The sequence below is a fragment of the Achromobacter sp. LC458 genome (genome assembly GCF_001005835.2).
Lineage (GTDB): Bacteria > Pseudomonadota > Gammaproteobacteria > Burkholderiales > Burkholderiaceae_B > Achromobacter > Achromobacter spanius_B.
In genome coordinates, this window is the sequence record NZ_LBHW02000067.1 from 1 (window position 1) to 17,575 (window position 17,575).

A 17,575-nucleotide genomic window follows, 5' to 3' on the forward strand; every position below is an offset into this window, starting at 1 on the left:
TGTCACCCGACCGGCTAAGCGAACAGCCCCAGGCCGTTGCGGACTTTCTTGGCCGCATCGCGCAGTGGCAGGAAAAAGCCCTGCGCGAAGCCAAGCTGCACACCAGTTGGACGGACCCGAACGCCGACTACGAGGGCGCCGCCCGACGATGCATCGAGGCCTTGCAACAGCCCGGCGACGGGCAGGCCTTGCTGCGAGACATCGGCACCTGGGCGCTGAAAATCGCGCCCGCCGGGCTCGTGAACAGCCTGACCCAGACGGTGCTGCGCAACACGGTGCCCGGCGTGCCCGATCTTTACCAGGGCGCGGACCTGTGGGACTTCAGCCTGGTCGACCCCGACAACCGCCGCCCGGTGGACTACGCGGAGCGGGCGGCGCTGCTGGCCGAATCGAATCCGTCCGGCACCTTGGAAGGCGATGCAACGGATGCCACCGCGCCCTTGCAGGAAGACGCGCGCCCGGACGTCCTGGCAGGGCACGTTGACACGCCCATCGCCACCGACGCGCAGACATGGCGCAGTGGCGCCATCAAGCAGTCACTGATCCAGCGCGCGCTGGGGCTGCGGGCGCGTCACCCCGACGTTTTCCGCCTGGGCGACTACACGCCGCTTGCGGCGCACGGCCCGCGCGCCGCGAACGTCATTGCGTACCTGCGCCGCCATGACGGGCGCTGTGTGCTGGTGGTGGCGCCCAGGCTGTGCGCCATGGCGCTGGCCGGCTACGCCCAGGGCAAACCGGCGCAGGCAGCGGCCTACTGGGAGGGCACCCGCGTGGCGCTGCCGGCAGACGTGGACGCGGACATGGACGCCTTGCGCGACGTGCTTTCCGGCCGCCGTCCCAGCGTGAACGGGGCCGGCGAACTTGCGCTGGACCAACTGTTGCGAGACGGGCCGGTGGCGCTGTTGGCGACGGAGTAGCGGGAAGGCAAGCGCGGCGGCAAGTGCGGAGGCGACTCCCCACGGAGCCGCCGCGCTGCGCCCGACCCGGTCACGCTTGGTACGGCTGCCGTTTACTTCTGCTGCCGTTTACTTCTGCTTCCGTTTACTGCTGCTCCCGCTAAGTACGGGTCGCGCTAAGTACTGCTCCCGCCCAGTACCGGTCGCGCTCAGTACTGGTACCGCATCGTCACCATCGCGCTGCGGCCGGCGCCCCACGCGCCCTGGCTGTAGAAGCCGACCTGGCTGTAGTACTTGCGGTCGAACAGGTTGTTCACGTTCAGCTGCGCCGACAGGTTGCGATTGAAGCGGTAGCGGGCCATCAGGTTGGTGATGGCGTAGCTGCCCTGCCCCACGCGTTCGTCGCCATTTGGGCCGCTGGCGATGGTGTAGACGCCGCTTTGCCAGTTCACGCCGCCGCCCACCGTCAGCCGGTTCCAGTCGCCCGGCAGCTGGTAGGTGGTGAAGACGCGCACCAGCGTGCGCGGCTGGTCGGTCTGGATGGCCGCCCCGTCGCCATCACGCGCGGTCCAGTGCGACCAGCCCGCCGCCAGGTTCCAGCCCGGCGTCACTTCTCCGGACACTTCCAGGTCAAAGCCCCGGCTGCGCGTTCCTTGTGCGGCCCGATAAGCCTGGTTGATCGAACCCGGCACCAGGTAACCTGGGTCGGTCTGCGCCACGTTGTCCTGTTCCACCTGGAACACCGCCGCGCTGGCGTTCAAGCGGCCTTCCAGGAATTCGCCCTTGACGCCGGCCTCGTAGGATTTGCCTTCCACCGGGTCCAGCCAGCCGCCGTTGCGGTCCTGGTAGCTTTGCGGGTTGAAGATGCCGGTGTAGCTGACGTAGGCGGTGTAGTTGTCGTTGATGTCGTACAGCAGCCCCGCGTACGGCGTGAACGCGTTCTTGTCGAACGCGGTGTGGTCACCACCACCAAAGCCCACGGAATCCGTCTTCCAGGTGCTGTAACGGCCGCCGACGATCAGCTTGAGCGGGTCGGCCAGGTTCAGGCGCAGCGCGCCGTACCAGCCCGTCTGCTTGGTGGTGTAGCGGCTGGCGGTCACCGCCGTGTCGCTCCAGGCGGGTTCCGGATACGAGCCGTCCCAGTCAAAGAAGTTGCCCACCGGCGCGGCGTTCAAGCCCGCGCGGTAATCAAAGTCGGCGTACTGGCGGGTGAAGCTGGCGCCCACCACGGCTTCGTGGCGGCGGCCAAAGGCGGTGAACGGGCCGGTGGCCTTGACGTCCAGGCTGTTCTGCTTGCGGTCGCCCAGGTACCACGAGGGCGACCCGTTCACGCCCAGGCCGGTCTGGCGGTCGGGCCAGCCGTACAGATAGAGCAGCTTGCCATCCATTTCGTGCTTGGAATGCGAGGCCACCGCCTGCACCCGCCAATCATTGTCAAAGCGATGCTCCAGGCTGGCGAAGCCGCCCGTCGTGGTGCTGGCCCAGGAGCTCCAGTCGGCACCGGTGTTCAGCGACCGCTTCCAGTCGGTGCGCCCGCCGTCGGCGTACCACAGCGGAAAGCCGCCCCAGCTGCTGCCCTTGGGGCTGTTGTCCTGGTAGTTGAAGCCAGCGCTGAAGGTGGTGCGCGACGTAATGTCCGCGTCGACCACGCCGTAGAACACTTTCTTCTGGCTTTTGTAGTCGTCCAGATAAGAGTGGTTGTCCTGGTAGGCGGACACGATGCGACCGCGCACGCTGCCGTCCTTGTTCAGCGGCGTGGACAGGTCCAGCGTGCCGCGATAGGTGTCCCACGAGCCCCCGCTGACGCTGATGTCGGCCTTGAATTCGCGGCTGATGGCATGCTTGCGCACCAGGTTGATGGACGCCGACGGATTGCCGGCGCCGGTCAGCAGGCCGGTGGCGCCGCGCACGACTTCCACGCGGTCATAGATGATGGTGTCCATTGACGACTCGCCCGCCGCATAGCCGCTATCAAAGCCCGTGGGCACGCCGTCGTACAGGTAATTGCTGATGGCGAACCCGCGCGAGCTAAACGAATAGCGCTCGCTGTCGTAGTTCTGCACCGCGATACCGGGGGTATTGGCCATGACGTCGGCCAGCGACCGCATGTCTTCGTCTTCCATGCGCTGACGTGTCACCACCGTGACCGACTGCGGTGTCTCGCGCAGCGTCAAGGCCATGCCCGTGCCGGCCGCCGTGGCGCGGGGCGTGTAGGACCCCGTCCCTTCCGTGGTGGTGGGGTCGCCGTCGCCCACCACCTGCACGCTGGGCAAGGTGGCCACGGCGCCGTCCTGCGCCTGGGCCGCCGCGCCGCTGGACGCCAGCGCCATCAACACCAGCGCCGACGTGCGGCGCAGCCGCCACGCAGGACGATCGGAAGAATGAATACGGGGGCTGCCGCCCAGCGGCCTTTGATCTTGCATGCTGCTTTCCTTTCCCACTTCGGGTTGCGTTGTGGGAAAAGAGTGTAATGCGACTGATTCGCATATACGTTTGCTGTTGTGAATTTACGACGGGGGATGGCAACGGGTGATGGCCACGGGGGATGCCACATAAATCCACGACGCAAATTTGTCCCTACGCGCCGTGGGCATACCCAACACGGCACCCGGCGCATCGGCATAATGTCGCTGGCTTCGGCCCTTATTCCAGTCGCTTTCCGTAGGAATCCCTTCGTGTTCCATGTCTTTACCGGACTGATCAGTCTTTACGTCATCTGGCGTTTCGTCCTGCCCCTGTCGCTATCCCGCCCTGCCAAGGGGGTGTTGTCCCTGTTGTTGCTGGGTGTGGCCGAGCACCATCTGGTGACGCGCAATTTCTTTGGCTCGATGGCCTCGCCCGAGGTGCCCGCCACCTTGCTGATGGCGCTGGGCTGGGCCTTTGGCGCCCTGCTGCTGCTGGCCATGCTGCTGTTGCTGCGCGACGTGGTGGGCGTGGTGGTCTACGTGTTCTCGCGCAAGCAGGGTCGCGGGCTGCTGGCTGCGCGCGGTTGGGCGCAGGGTGCGGCGGTGGCGGCTGCGCTGCTGTCAGTCATTGGCGTGTGGCAGGCCGTGCGCGTGCCCGATGTCAAAACGCTGGAAATCGCCCTGCCCAAGCTGCCGCCCGAACTGGACGGCTTTCGCCTGGTGCAACTGACCGACCTGCACGCCAGCCGCCTTCTGGAAGCGCCGTGGATGGACGCGGTGGTCAAGAAAACCAATGCGCTGAACCCCGACCTGATCGTCATCACGGGGGATCTGGTCGACGGCACGACCGATGCGCGCGCGGCCGATGTGCTGCCGCTGCAAGCCCTGCGCGCGCCACAAGGCGTGTACGCCATCCCCGGCAACCACGAGTACTACGCCGAGTACCAGCGCTGGCTGCCCGCCTTCGAAAAGCTGGGCCTGCGCCTGCTGCTCAATGACCACGTCACGCTGACGCCCAATGGGCAGCGCCTGGTGCTGGCGGGCGTTACCGACAAGATGGCGGCCGCCTACGACCAGCCCGTGCCGGACGTGGCGCGGGCATTGCAGGGCGTGCCCAAGACCGACCCGGTCATTTTGCTGAGCCATCGGCCCCCAGGCGCGGCGCTGAACGCCCAGGCCGGGGCCGGGCTGCAACTGTCCGGCCATACGCATGGTGGCCAGATCCTGGGACCGCACCTGCTGACGCAACTGGCCAACGAGGGCTATGTGTCCGGCCTATATCAGGTGAACGGCATGCAGTTATATGTCAGTAATGGCACCGGGCTGTGGCCGGGCCTTCCGATCCGCCTGGGCCGCCCTTCCGAAATCACGCAGATCGTGCTGCGCGCACCGGCCCGAGTGGCCGCGCCGTAGGCTGCCTACGCCCACCCACGTTCCCATGACCTACCTGCTGTGGTCCCTGCCCGCGCTGACCGTGATCGTTGCCATCGCCAGTGGGCGAGTCAACACAACGATGGCGGCGGTGCTGGGACTGTTCGCCGCCATTGCGGTAGCGCTGAGTACCGCGCCCGGCGCTTTCACCGGCGCGCAACTGGCGGTGACCCTGGAACGCGGCGGGTGGATCGGGTGGATCATCACGCCCTACATCCTGGGCGGCTTGTTGTTCTGGCAGATGGCCTCGCCCACGCAGCCGGCCGCGGCCGGTGGTGGCCCCGCCGGCGTTCATCCTCCGGAACTGAACGACCCGCTGGCGCGTCGGCGGCGCTTGTTCTTTGCCTGTTTCCTGATCGGCCCTTTTGCCGAATCCGCTACGGGTTTTGGCGTGGGCATGCTGGGCACCGTGCTGCTTATCCGCCCTCTGGGGCTCAAGCCCCGCGACATCATGATCTTCGCGCTGTTGAGCCAGACGCTGATCCCGTGGGGCGCGATGGGCAGCGGCACCTTGCTGGCGTCCGCCTACGCGCGCGTTCCAGCCCCGCAGCTGGCGTTGTACAGCATGGTGGCGGTGGCCTTGTTGATGGCCGTGTGGATGGCGCTGTTCTGGCGCACCGCGCGCATTGCGGGCCTTGAAGTCGGCACCGCTAAAGCCGGCACCGCCGAGCACGTCAGGGAAGCTGGCTGGATCGTCACCAGCCTGGCATCGCTTTGCGCCGCCACAGCCCTGTTGGGCCCCGAGACGGCGCTGCTGGCCGCCTACGGCCCCTTGATCGTGCTGCGCTTCTTGCTGGATCGCAGGCCCGATCGCACCCAGGCGCTTGCGGCCGCCCGCCGCGCGTTGCCCTACATCCTGGTGATTGCGTGCCTGGTGGCCACGCGGTTGATCCCTACGCTGAATCGCGCGCTGGGCGCCTGGGCCGATATTCGGCCGTTTGCCGACCTGCCCGCCTGGATGCCGTTTCTGCATGCCGGCAGTTGGCTCGTTGCCGGCGCGCTGGCCATGGCGGTGTGGCGGCGCCAGCCGGGCGCGCTGGCCGTGCAGGCGCGCGCGGCCTGGCGCACCGGCCGCCACGCCGTCATGTCCGTCTTTCTGTTTGCCATGATGGCCGAGGTGCTGGCCGGCGCCGGCATCTCGCAAGCCTATGCCGACGGCCTGTTCGCCGCCTTGCGGGACTGGACCATCCTGATCACGCCGCTGCTTGCCGGCGCCTTCGGCATTCTGGCCAACAGCGGCAACGCGCCGAACAGCCTGTTCATGCCGTCCCAGCTATCATTAGCCCTGCACGCGGGTCTGAATGTGCCGGCAGCGGCAGCGCTGTTACACGTTTCAGGCACGTCGATGGGGTTTTTTTCACCCGTCAGGATGTCAATTGCGGCGGGTTTGGCCCACGGACAAGGGCAAGACCGCAGCGTGTATGTTCTACTACTGCCGTTTGCCCTGGCCGCGTTCGGCATTCTTTTATTCCTGGCACTGCTTGTCGTGCTGTCGGGATAGCCGCCCGAGCGCTGATGCTCACGGCCTCAACCTTTTTTTTGTGTAGCACATGGGACTAGAACAGTTAGCCGCGATCCGGGCCTTGATCACCAAGCAGGCGCCTGAAGAGCCGACCCCCAAGAAAGAATCGCGTCCGCAAGGCGCAGGCAAAGGCCCCCGCCCACCCGGCGGCGGCAAAGGCCCGCGTCCGCAAGGCGATAAGGGCCCGCGCCCGCAAGGCGGTGACAAGAACGCCCGTTCCCAGGGCGGCGACAAGGGCCAGCGGCCGCAACGCGCCGACCGGCGCGAATCGCCCGTGGACCCGGTCGTGGTCGCAATTTCGCGCTTGCAACGCCAGTTTCCCAAGGCCTTCCCCAAGAACCCCGCGCCGAAGCTTCCGCTGAAGCTGGGCGTGCTGGCGGACCTGGTGCAACATGCCCAGACGCTGCAACTGGACGAAGCGCAGATCAAGGAAGCGGTCAAGACCTGGTGTGATGGCCGCCGCTATTGGGCCAGCATGGTCGAGGACGCGCCGCGTGTGGACCTGAACGGCGAACCCTCGGGCGTCGTGACGGCCAACGAAGCCAAGCATGCCAAGCGCATGGCCTCGCGCAGCGCATCCAAGAACGCCGCCGCGCGCAACAAGGCCAAGAAAGCCGAAGCCGCGGCCGCCGCCGGTACCGGTGACGCCGCGGTGACGGCGCCCGTGACGGCGGATGTTGCCGCACCGGTGCAATCGGCCCCGCAAGCGCCGGCCGAGACGGCTGCAACTCCGGCTGCAATTCCTCCTGCAACTCCGGCTGAAAACGCGGCCTCCGCAACGCCCGCCGCCACGCCGGATGCATCCAGCGATGCGTCGACCCCGGCGGCTGATGCACCGTCCGCCGAGCCGACTTCGCCGGCCACGGATTCGTCCACGGATTCGTCCGCCGACAAGCCCGCGCAGTCCTGAGTCATACCGTCATCGGGCTACATCGCCCGATGACGGCAAAAAGCCCGGCCCGCAACGATCCGTCGCGGGCCGGGCTTTTGCATGCGTCCTTGCTTCAGGCCGCCAGCGCCTGCTCCAGATACCGCATCCCTGTCGGGCTGTACGGCAGCGTCAGCGCCCACTGGTGACCCGCCGCGTCCATCTTCTGCAACGACTTCCTCAAGATCTCCACGATCTTCTCCCCATGCGCGGGATGGAACGCTTCGTACTGGTATTGCAAAAACACCAGGCACAAGGCGTTTTCCATGGTCTGCACGTCGGCGTCCTGCTTGATGCCCTGCTTCATCACGATGGTTCTCACGCGGTCGATCACGTCGTCGGCGTAGCCCGCGTCGCGCAGTATGCCTTCCGCGATGGCGGCATGATGCCGCGCCAGCGCCTTGCGCCACGTCAGATAACCCACGCGCCCGTCGGGATAGCTCTTGCGCGTGATTTCCCAGCGCCCGATGTGCTGGCAGCGCGAGGCCAGCACCAGCGGTTCCGACGCGTCCGGCGCCAGCTTCATCACCCATTCATGCAGCTTTTGCGCCAGGAATAGCTCCTGCGGACAGGTCTCGCCCTGCCAGGCGAACAGATTGGGGTCGGTGCCGTTGTACTGGTCAAACCGAAGCAGCGTCTGGTGTAGACGATCATTCATGCGGTGAGTTTCCTGCGTGCGTTGCATTTCCGGGAAGGCGCCGGAGCCGGCCAAAGACGCAACGATCATAGCGCCAAGCCGGCCGCCAGACGCATTCGCGCCGCGCAAACCGCATATCGAAACTCGAAAATCATCGTTCATGTGCGCGCGGTGACTGCTTAGGATCTGGGGTTCTTCCAACGCCGATGGCGCACCGTGCGCCCTGCTATCACCCCATGCCAGATATTTCCCTTCGGGAGCCCCAGGCCCCACCCGTGCGCGTCGCCGTCGACGTGGGCGGCACGTTTACCGACATCGTTCTGGAACGCGACGACCGCCGCTGGTCCGCCAAGCTGCTGACCACGCCCGCCACCCCGGAGACGGCCGTGCTGCAAGGCATTGAAGAACTGCTGGGCGTAGCGGGCCTGCGCTGGCCCGACGTTAGCTTGCTGATCCTGGGCACCACGCTGGCCACCAATGCGCTGATTGAACGCAAGGGCGCGCGCACCGCCCTGCTGACCACGGCGGGCTTTCGGGATCTGGTCGAGATCGGCCTGGAAGACCGCTTCGCGCAATACGACATTTTCCTGGACAAGCCGCAGCCGCTGGTGCCCCGCCCCTGGCGCCATGGCGTCACCGAACGGGTCGACGCGCGCGGCCAGGTGCTGACGCCGCTGGACGAGTCGCAGGTCATCGCGCTGGCGCATGAACTGATCGCCGCGCGTATTGAAAGCGTGGCGGTCTGCCTGCTGCACAGCTACGCCTATCCCGCCCACGAACGCCGCGTCCGCGAGCTGTTGCAGGCCCACGCGCCGGGCCTTTGGGTGTCGCTGTCATCCGACATCTGCGCCGAGATCCGCGAATATCCGCGCCTGTCCACCGTCAGCGCCAACGCCTATGTGCAGCCGCAGGTGTCGGGCTATCTGCGTCGGCTGAACGACGCGGCCCGCGAACGCGGCTTGCGCGACGAACCGTTTCTGATGACCTCGGGCGGGGCCATCGCCACGCTGCAAACCGGGGTGGAAGAACCGGTGCGCCTGGTCGAATCGGGGCCGGCGGGTGGCGCCATCCTGGCGCAGCACATCGCCGAGCAGACCGGCTCCGCGCGCGCGCTATCGTTCGACATGGGCGGCACCACCGCGAAGATCTGCTACATCGACGACTTCGAACCCCAGGTCAGCCGCAGCTTTGAATTCGGCCGCGTGCACCGGCACCTGAAAGGCTCCGGACTGCCTATCCGCATACCGGTCATCGAGATGGTGGAAATCGGCGCCGGTGGCGGCTCCATCGCTCGCGTCAACCACCTGGGCGTGGTGCAGGTGGGCCCCGACAGCGCGGGTTCCGCGCCCGGCCCCGCCGCCTACGGCAACGGCGGTGAACTGCCCACGGTGACCGATGCGCACGCCGTGATCGGCAACGTAACGCCCGAGCGTTTCGCGGTGGGCAAGGTCAAACTGCAACCCGAGTTGGCGCAGCGTGCCGTTCAGGCGCACCTGGCCGCGCCCGCCGAGCTGGATGCGCCGCAGGCCGCGCAGGCCATCATTGATGTCGTCACCGAGAACATGGCCAACGCCGCGCGCGTCCATGCCTCGGAGCTGGGCAAGACGGCCGAAGAACACACCCTTATCGCCTTTGGCGGCGCGGCGCCGCTGCATGCGGCGGCGCTGGCGCGCAAGCTGGGCATCGAGCGCGTCATCATTCCGGAATCGGCCGGCGTGGGATCGGCGGTGGGCTTCCTGTGGGCGCCCATCGCCTATCAGGCCGTTCGCAGCTTTCACCAGCGCGTCGATGGCATCGACCACGCCGCCGTGCAGCGCCTGCTTGACGAGCTGACCGCCGGCGTCGACGCCGTGGTGCGCCGGGCCGCCCCGGACACCGCCTTGACGCACAAACGGGTGGTGTTCATGCGCTACAGCGGCCAGGGACACGAAATTGCGGTCGACCTGCCGGACGGACCGTTCGACGAGTCGGCCAGCGCCCGGCTAGCCGCGGCCTTCGCCCAGCGCTACGCCGAACTGTATGGACGCAGCCTGCCGCACGTGGCGCCCGAAGCCGTGAGCTGGTCCGTAGCCGCGCAAGCCGGCCAGCGCCGCGCACGGCCGCACGACCCCATTGCTGCCGGCCAGGGCACGGCGGCGCGCGTGGCAGGCACGCGCCCGGTGTACGACGCCGCCCAGGGCCGCCGCATCGACATCCCCGTCTACGAACGCCAATCGCTGGACCCCGAACAGACGCTGACCGGCCCCGCGCTGGTCGTGGAAGACGAAACCACCACCTTCGTGCCGCCCGGCTTCGTCGCGCGCCGCAGCCGCCTGGGCTCGCTGGTGCTGGACGATACCCGTGCGGCCCAGCGTCGCCAGGCCGACGCCGCCGACAAGGACTACACATCATGAGCACCCAAGCCGACCGCTTGCACCCGGCCGCCGCCGCCGCGCCCGTGGCACAAGAGCGCATCCGTTTCCAACTGGCATGGAACCGCCTGCTGTCCGTCGTGGAAGAACAGGCGCAGGTATTGATCCGATCCGCCTTCGGCACCGCCACGCGGGAAGCCGGCGACCTGTCCGCCGGCGTGTTCCTGCCCGATGGCCGCATGATCGCGCAAGCCGTCACCGGCACGCCCGGGCACGTCAACGCCATGGCCGAATCCGTCAAACACTTTCTGCGCGTCTTCCCGCCCGAATCGCTAAAGGATGGCGACGTGCTGCTGACCAACGACCCCTGGAAAGGCACCGGCCACCTGTTCGACATGACCATGGTGACGCCGGTGTTTCACGATGGCGCGCTGGTGGCGCTGTTTGCCTCCACCTTGCACGTGATCGATATCGGCGGCATCGGCAGCAGTGCCGATGGTCTGGAGATCTATCACGAAGGCCTGTTCCTGCCCATCCTGCGCTTCTTCCATCAACACGAAGTGGACCCCGGCGTGCTGGCCATTATTCGCGCCAACGTGCGCGAGCCCGAACAGGTGGAAGGCGACCTGTACGCGTTGGTGGCCTGCAACGCGATCGGCGGGCGCCGCCTGAAATCGTTGTTGACGGAGTTTGAGCTGGGCGGACTGGACGCCCTGGGCGGCTACATCATCGAGCAGTCCGAGAACGCCATGCGCCAGGCCATCGCCCAATGGCCACAAGGCACCTGGCATAACACGCTTGTGATCGACGGCTACGACGCGCCGATCACCTTGCAAGCCAGCGTGAGCATCGCGCGCGACAAGATCCGAATCGACTTCGCCGGCACCTCGCACAGCGTGGCGCGCGGCATCAACGTGGTGAAGGCCTACACCGACGCCTATACCTCGTTTGGCGTGCGCTGCCTGATCGGCGCCGACGTGCCCAATAACGCGGGGTCGCTGTCGTGCGTCGAGGTTGCCGCGCCCGAGGGCTCGATCCTGAATGCGCGTTTTCCCGCCGCCGTCACGGCGCGCCACATCATTGGGCAGATGTTGCCCGACGTGGTCTTTGGCGCGCTGCGCCAGGCCCGGGCGGATCAGGTTCCGGCCGAGGGCGCGTCGTCGCTGTGGAACCTGCATCTGGTCGGCGGCGAGCCCCTGGCGGACGCCACGCCCGAACAGCAGGAAGCGCTGCTGGCCGGCCCGCGCTTTAACGCCGTCAGTTTTTCGACCGGCGGCACCGGTGCGCGGCCCGGCAAGGACGGGTTGTCCGTCACGTCCTACCCCAGCGGCGTGCGCAATGTATCGCTTGAGATCCTGGAAAGCGCCAACCCGCTGGTCTTCGAACAAAAGGAATACCGGCCGGACTCGGGCGGCCCCGGCACGCAGCGCGGGGGGCTGGGCCAAACCATCGTGGTGCGCCACGCCGACCCACAAGCCGCCATGATCATTGCCGCCGCGTTTGACCGCGTCGTGCATCCGGCGCGCGGCGCGCTGGGCGGCCACGCCGGCGCGGGCGGCCAACTGGGCCTGGCCGGCGGCGCCACGCTGCGCGCCAAGGGGCGACAGCTGATTCCCCCCGGCGAAAGGCTGGTCGTGCAAACACCCGGCGGCGGCGGACTGGGCGACCCCGCCGGCCGCGACGCCGAGCGCATTGATCGCGATGTGCGCGACGGCCTGGTCAGCGCCGACCAGGCGCGCATGGCCTACCGGGAGCCGCAAGCGTGACATCGACACCGCAACCGAAACAGAACCCGATCCCGACCCAGCACCTGACCTTGAACCAGACCCCGAGCCCGATCTTGACCCCAACGTTGACCCAAAGCTCCCCCCGGATCGCGACCCGGATCGCGACCCACATCACCCGCCGCATCGCCACCATGACTCGACGCGCCCGTCTCGGCCTGCTGCTGGCCGGCGCCTTGCTTGCCTTTGCGCCCGCCCTGCACGCCGAGCCCACCCGGGGCGGTACGCTGACCCTGCTATTGCCTTCCGAACCGACCGCGCTGGTGACGGTGGGCAACGTCGCCACGCCCATTCTCAGCGTCAGCGCCAAGGTCACCGAAGGCCTGCTCAAGTACGACTACGACTTGAATCCCCAGCCGCAACTAGCCACCGCCTGGCAGGTCAGCCCCGACGGCACTGTCTACACCTTCACGCTACGCCAAGGCGTGAAATGGCATGACGGCAAGCCGTTCACCGCCGCCGACGTCGCGTTTTCCATCGGGCTGCTCAAGAAGATCCACCCGCGCGGACGCAACACGTTTGCCAACGTCACCGCCATCGAAACGCCGGACGACCACACCGTGGTGCTGCGCCTGGCCAAGCCGGCGCCCTACCTCATCCGCGCCTTCGTCGCCACCGAAACGCCCATCATCCCCAAGCACATCTTTGATGGCCCCGACCCGTTGACCAACCCGGCGATCTCGGCACCCATCGGCACGGGGCCATACAAGTTCAAGGAATGGGTGCGCGGCAGCCACATCGTGTATGAACGCAACCCGGACTACTGGGACAAGCCCAAGCCCTATATCGACCGCCTGATCGTGCGCGTGGTGGCCGACCCCGCCGCCGCCGCCATCGCGTTTGAAACCGGCACCGTGGACCTGGGCTACCGCACGCCCGTGCCACTGGCCGACCTGGCGCGCCTGAAAGCCGTGCCGTCACTGCGGTTCGAAACGCGCGGCAACAGCTATTCGTACAACGTGACGCGGCTGGAATTCAACCTGGACGAGCCGCATTTCAAGAACGAGAAAGTGCGGCAGGCGGTGGCCCACGCCATCGACCGCAACGTCATCCTGAAAGTTGTGAACTATGGCGTGGGCCAGGTGGCGTATTCGCCGATTGCGCCCGGCCTGAAAGCCTATAACGACCCCACGCCGTCGCCTTACGCCTTTGACCTGAAGCGCGCCAACGCGCTGCTGGACGAAGCCGGTTACCCCAAGGGGCCGGACGGCGTGCGCTTTCGGGTGCCGCTGGACTACAACCCGATCGGCTCTGACGGCGCACGGCTGGCCGATTATCTGCGCACGACGCTGGCGCGCACCGGCATCGCCGTGACGGTGCGCTCGCAAGACGCCTCGGCCTTCATCAAGCGCGTCTATACCGATCGCGACTTCGCCTTCACCACCAATGGCGCCAGCAATCTGTTCGACCCCACGGTCGGCGTGCAGCGGCTGTACTGGTCCAGGAACTTCATCCGGGGCGTGCCTTTTTCCAACGGCACGCATTACCAGAACCCGCGGGTCGATGCCTTGCTGGAAGCCGCCGCCGTTGAAAACGACCCCGCGCGGCGCGTCCAGCTGTTCAAGGACTTTCAGCAGATCGTCGCGCGCGAGGTGCCCGACCTGAACCTGTATCAGCCCGAATTCATCACCATCGCCAACCAGCGTGTGCACGACCATTCGCTGACGGCCGACGGCGTGGAATCCAACCTGGCGGACGTCTACCTGCAATGAACCCGCGACGCGCCGCCCGCACGCTGGGCTTGTCCCTGGTCCAGGCGATTCCGACCGTCATCGGGGTCATCCTGCTAAGTTTTTTCCTGCTGCAAGCCGTGCCGGGCGATGCTGCCGACGTGATCGCGGCCGAGTCCGGGTCGGCCACCGAAGCCGGCATGGCGGCCATGCGCAGCCAGTTCGGGCTGGACCGCCCGGTGTTGCAGCAACTTGGCGCCTACCTGGGCAATCTGGCCAGCCTGAACCTGGGGATATCGCCGCGCTACAACCTGCCGGTGTCCGATCTGATCTTCAGCCGCTTGGGCAACACGGTGCTGCTGATGTTCAGCGCGTTGGGATGCGCGCTGGCCGCCGGTATCACGCTGGGCGCGGTCATGGCCACCTTTGTGGGCCGCTGGCCGGACCGCGTGCTGTCGCTGGCGGCGTTGCTGCTGTATTCCACTCCGGGCTTCTGGCTGGGGCTGATGGCCATCATCCTGCTTTCCGTGCAGCTGGGTTGGCTGCCGCCGGGCGGGGTGTCGACGATCGGCTCGCCCGCCACCGGCCTGGCGCACCTGCTGGACGTGGCGCGCCACCTGGTACTGCCGACCTTGGCCTTGGCGGGCTTCTACGTGGCCATCTTCGCGCGGCTGACGCGCGCGGCCATGCTGGAGGTCAGCCGGCAGGACTTCGTGCGCACCGCGCACGCCAAGGGCGTCGCGCCCACGGCCGTGGCGTTGCGGCACGTGCTGCGCAATGCGCTGATTCCGGTCACCACCGTTGCCGGCTTGAACTTCGGCACGCTGCTGGGCGGCGCGGTGGTAGTCGAGACGGTCTTTAGCTGGCCAGGGCTGGGCCGCCTGGCCTACGAGTCGGTCATGGCGCGCGACTATGTCGTGCTGCTGGGCATCCTGGTGCTGTCTTCGCTGCTGGTGATCGTGGCCAACATTCTGGTCGATCTGTTGCAGACGCAGCTGGATCCGCGCATTCGCGTCGGCTGATGACGTTCTGGCGTTCTGGCGTTCTGGCGTTTGGCCGCTTGGCCGCCTGGCCGCTATGCATTGCTTGGCCTTGGGTCCTTGGCCGTGGGTCTTTGGCCTTGGGTCCTTGGCCTTGGGTCTTTGCCCTTGGATCCTTGCCCTTGGGTCCTTGGCCGTGGGTCCTTCGTATTTGGTCCTGGGGCCTTCGCCCACATTCCTTGTTCCCTCTTTCCTTCACTTCATTTCATGCCGCCTGATTTCTCGTCCCCGTCTTTGCCGCCGCCCGCGCCCCAGGTCGTGGCCATGAGCGCCCCACGCCGTGCGCGCACGCTGCGCCGGCTGCTGGCCAACCCTGGCGCGGTGGTCGGCGGCGTGCTGTTGCTGTTGATCCTGTGCGCCGCCATTACCGCGCCCTGGGTGTTTCCGCACGACCCGCTCGACATGGTCGGTCCGCCGATCCAGTGGCCCGGTCAGGACCCGCAGTTCTGGCTGGGCACCGACACGATGGGCCGCGACATCGCGGCCGGCCTGGCGCACGGCGCGCGCGTGTCGTTGACGGTCGGGGTCACGGCCGCGCTGCTCAGTTTGGCGATCGGCATTGCCGTAGGCGCGTCGGCCGGCTACTTCGGCGGCTGGGTGGACGTGGTGCTGATGCGCGTCACCGAACTGCTGCAAACAATTCCTTCGTTCTTGCTGGTGGTGGTGATCGTGGCCATCGGGCGCCCGTCGGTCGGCGTCATCGCGCTATCGATCGGCGCAGCCTCGTGGCCCGTGGTGGCGCGGCTGGTTCGCGCTGAATTTCGGACCCTGCGCGAAACCGAATTCGTGCTGGCCGCGCGCAGCAACGGCTTTGGCCACGCACGCATCGCCCTGCTGGAAATTTTGCCCAACGCGCTGCCGCCCGTCATCGTGACGACCTCGGTGCTGGTGGCCAACGCCATCCTCATGGAATCCGCCCTGTCGTTCATGCACATGGGCGATCCAAACGCCGTGTCCTGGGGCAGCATGATCGGCGACGCGCGCGAGATGCTGCGCACCGCGTGGTACCTGGCCGCCCTGCCCGGCCTGTCCATCGTGCTGACCGTGTTGTCGCTGAACCTGCTGGGCGACGCCTTGAACGATGCCTTTAACCCGAGGCTATCCGCATGACGCGCACGTCCCACCCCCCCGACACCCGTGCGCTCTTAAGCGTGCAAGGCCTGACCGTGTCGTTTCGCGCCGACGACGGGCAGCGCCGCGCCGTCGACGGTTTGAGCTTTGACGTAGCGGCGGGCGAAACGCTGGCGCTGGTCGGTGAATCCGGCTGCGGCAAGTCGACTACCGCACTGGCCGTGCTGCGCCTGCTTGCGCCCGGCAGCCGGGTGCAGGGCCGCATCCTGTTCAACGACGTGGACCTGGCCGCCCTGCCGGACCGGCAACTGCGCCAGGTGCGCGGCCGAGACATCGCCATGATCTTCCAGGAGCCCATGACGTCATTGAACCCGGTGCTGACCATCGGCCGGCAAATCGCCGAAGCCATCCGTTGCCACGAGGACATCGGGCGTACCGCGTTGCGCCACCGCACGCTGGAGCTGCTGGCGCGCGTTCGCATCCCCGACCCCGAACGCCGCATCGACGACTACCCGATGCAGTTGTCGGGCGGCCAACGCCAGCGTGTAATGATCGCCATGGCTATCGCCTGCCGGCCGAAACTGCTGATTGCCGACGAGCCCACCACCGCGCTCGACGTCACCATCCAGGCGCAGATCCTGCAATTGCTGGACGAGCTGCGGCGCGACCTGGGCATGAGCGTGCTGCTGATCACGCACGATCTCGGTGTGGTGCGGCAATGGGCCGATCGTGTCCTCGTCATGCACGGTGGCAAAAAACTGGAAGAAGCGCCGGCCGTCCAACTGTTCGCCGCGCCGTCGCACCCCTATACGCAGGGGCTGCTGGGCGCATCGCTACACGCGCGCGGCGGGCTGCACTACCGTCAGGCACGGCTGCCGGAGATCGTGGTCAGTCATGGACATGGCGATGGCGAACCGCATTTCACATTGCGCACGTCCACGGGCGCTGGCCAAGCGCACGGTGCGACCGGGCAGCACAGCGCCGCGCCGCTGCTCAGCGTGCGGGGCCTGACCACGCGCTATGCGGGACGCCGAGGCGTCGACGTGCTGGCGGTCGATGACGTGTCCTTCGATATCGCTCACGGCGAAACGCTGGGTTTGGTGGGCGAATCAGGTAGCGGCAAATCCAGCCTGTCGCGCACGCTGCTGCGCCTGACGCCCGCGCATACCGGTCAGGCCCTGCTGCGTGGCACCGATCTGCTGGCCCTGTCCCAACGCGCGCTAAAAGCATCGCGGCGGCATATACAGATGGTGTTCCAGGACCCCTACGCCTCATTGAACCCGCGCCATACCGTGCACGACATCCTGGCCGCCGTGTTGAAGGTGCACGGCGTGCGCGACCGCGCCGAACGAGGCCGGCACGTGGCTCGGATGCTTGACAACGTCGGCTTGCCCGCCGACGCGGCCAGACGCTATCCCAACGAGTTCTCGGGCGGGCAGCGCCAACGCATCGGCATCGCCCGCGCGCTGATCACGCGCCCGTCCCTGGTAGTGCTGGACGAACCCGTGTCGGCGCTGGACGTGTCGGTGCAGGCGCAGATACTGAATCTGTTGGTCGACTTGAAGAACGAGCTGGGCCTGTCCTACCTGTTCATCTCCCACGACCTGGCCGTGGTGCGTTATCTGTGCGACCGGGTCATGGTCATGAACCAGGGCCGCATCGTGGAACACGGAACGCCCGAGACCATCTGGCGCCAGCCGGCACACCCTTACACGCGCACGCTATTGGCCGCCGTGCCCGCCGCGCCTGCCCTGCCCGCCGCGACGGCCGCCCACGTCGCGCCGCCCGCCCCAGCTTCGGCCCCCGTTGGCCGCCAAACCGCGTCATACTCGCGGGTTCC

Annotated in this window: 11 protein-coding genes and 1 pseudogene; 10 read left to right on the forward strand and 2 right to left on the reverse strand. The window is 67.2% G+C overall.

Features of this window, described 5'->3' with window-relative positions:
• Positions 1 to 917, forward strand: a pseudogene (locus YH64_RS28835) (malto-oligosyltrehalose synthase); the annotation flags it as partial.
• A gap of 188 nt (positions 918 to 1,105) precedes the next feature.
• On the opposite strand, the gene fhuE reads toward YH64_RS28835, so the two are convergent.
• Positions 1,106 to 3,319: a ferric-rhodotorulic acid/ferric-coprogen receptor FhuE gene (gene fhuE / locus YH64_RS28840; RefSeq protein WP_185975432.1), complete on the reverse strand. Its 2,214-nt coding sequence runs from the start codon at positions 3,317 to 3,319 to the stop codon at positions 1,106 to 1,108.
• A 252-nt stretch (positions 3,320 to 3,571) separates the two neighbouring features.
• Between fhuE and YH64_RS28845 the strand changes: the two genes are divergently transcribed.
• From YH64_RS28845 to YH64_RS28855, 3 genes are read left to right on the forward strand one after another with little or no spacing between them, the layout of a single operon-like run.
• Complete coding sequence (locus YH64_RS28845; RefSeq protein WP_046807771.1) at positions 3,572 to 4,714, forward strand: metallophosphoesterase; 1,143 nt, start codon at positions 3,572 to 3,574, stop codon at positions 4,712 to 4,714.
• Between the two features lie 25 nt (positions 4,715 to 4,739).
• Positions 4,740 to 6,233: a hypothetical protein gene (locus YH64_RS28850; protein WP_046807770.1), complete on the forward strand. Its 1,494-nt coding sequence runs from the start codon at positions 4,740 to 4,742 to the stop codon at positions 6,231 to 6,233.
• Positions 6,234 to 6,282: 49 nt separating this feature from the next.
• Positions 6,283 to 7,164: a ProQ/FinO family protein gene (locus YH64_RS28855; protein WP_046807769.1), complete on the forward strand. Its 882-nt coding sequence runs from the start codon at positions 6,283 to 6,285 to the stop codon at positions 7,162 to 7,164.
• Between the two features lie 94 nt (positions 7,165 to 7,258).
• On the opposite strand, the gene YH64_RS28860 is transcribed toward YH64_RS28855, so the two are convergent.
• A complete protein-coding gene (locus tag YH64_RS28860; RefSeq protein ID WP_046807778.1) occupies positions 7,259 to 7,840 on the reverse strand; it encodes a DUF4202 domain-containing protein in 582 nt (193 codons plus the stop codon).
• A 254-nt stretch (positions 7,841 to 8,094) separates the two neighbouring features.
• On the opposite strand from YH64_RS28860, the gene YH64_RS28865 reads away from it, so the two are divergent.
• From YH64_RS28865 to YH64_RS28890, 6 genes are all read left to right on the forward strand, one after another.
• On the forward strand, positions 8,095 to 10,212 hold the full coding sequence (locus tag YH64_RS28865) for a hydantoinase/oxoprolinase family protein (protein ID WP_255444853.1): 2,118 nt from the start codon (positions 8,095 to 8,097) through the stop codon (positions 10,210 to 10,212).
• Entirely contained in the window at positions 10,209 to 11,936 is a 1,728-nt protein-coding gene (locus YH64_RS28870; protein WP_046807768.1) for a hydantoinase B/oxoprolinase family protein, read from the forward strand. Before YH64_RS28865 ends, YH64_RS28870 begins: the two co-directional genes overlap by 4 nt.
• Positions 11,937 to 12,088: 152 nt before the next feature.
• Positions 12,089 to 13,666 (forward strand): ABC transporter substrate-binding protein, encoded by a 1,578-nt coding sequence (locus YH64_RS28875; RefSeq protein WP_046807776.1) that lies wholly within the window; start codon positions 12,089 to 12,091, stop codon positions 13,664 to 13,666.
• Positions 13,663 to 14,646, forward strand: a complete 984-nt coding sequence (locus YH64_RS28880) for an ABC transporter permease (protein WP_046807767.1) — start codon at positions 13,663 to 13,665, stop codon at positions 14,644 to 14,646. Before YH64_RS28875 ends, YH64_RS28880 begins: the two co-directional genes overlap by 4 nt.
• Before the next feature lie 282 nt (positions 14,647 to 14,928).
• Entirely contained in the window at positions 14,929 to 15,774 is an 846-nt protein-coding gene (locus YH64_RS28885; protein ID WP_046807775.1) for an ABC transporter permease, read from the forward strand.
• Positions 15,771 to 17,575 (forward strand): ABC transporter ATP-binding protein (locus tag YH64_RS28890; RefSeq protein WP_143215598.1); only part of this gene is annotated, 1,805 nt, incomplete at its 3' end. The genes YH64_RS28885 and YH64_RS28890, both read left to right, overlap by 4 nt.

Coding starts and splice junctions, on each gene's coding strand:
- YH64_RS28850 (WP_046807770.1), top strand. CDS start 4,740: ATGACCTACCTGCTGTGGTCCCTGCCCGCGCTGACCGTGATCGTTGCC.
- YH64_RS28860 (WP_046807778.1), bottom strand. CDS start 7,840: ATGAATGATCGTCTACACCAGACGCTGCTTCGGTTTGACCAGTACAAC.
- YH64_RS28885 (WP_046807775.1), top strand. CDS start 14,929: ATGAGCGCCCCACGCCGTGCGCGCACGCTGCGCCGGCTGCTGGCCAAC.
- YH64_RS28880 (WP_046807767.1), top strand. CDS start 13,663: ATGAACCCGCGACGCGCCGCCCGCACGCTGGGCTTGTCCCTGGTCCAG.
- YH64_RS28870 (WP_046807768.1), top strand. CDS start 10,209: ATGAGCACCCAAGCCGACCGCTTGCACCCGGCCGCCGCCGCCGCGCCC.
- YH64_RS28855 (WP_046807769.1), top strand. CDS start 6,283: ATGGGACTAGAACAGTTAGCCGCGATCCGGGCCTTGATCACCAAGCAG.
- fhuE (WP_185975432.1), bottom strand. CDS start 3,319: ATGCAAGATCAAAGGCCGCTGGGCGGCAGCCCCCGTATTCATTCTTCC.
- YH64_RS28875 (WP_046807776.1), top strand. CDS start 12,089: ATGACTCGACGCGCCCGTCTCGGCCTGCTGCTGGCCGGCGCCTTGCTT.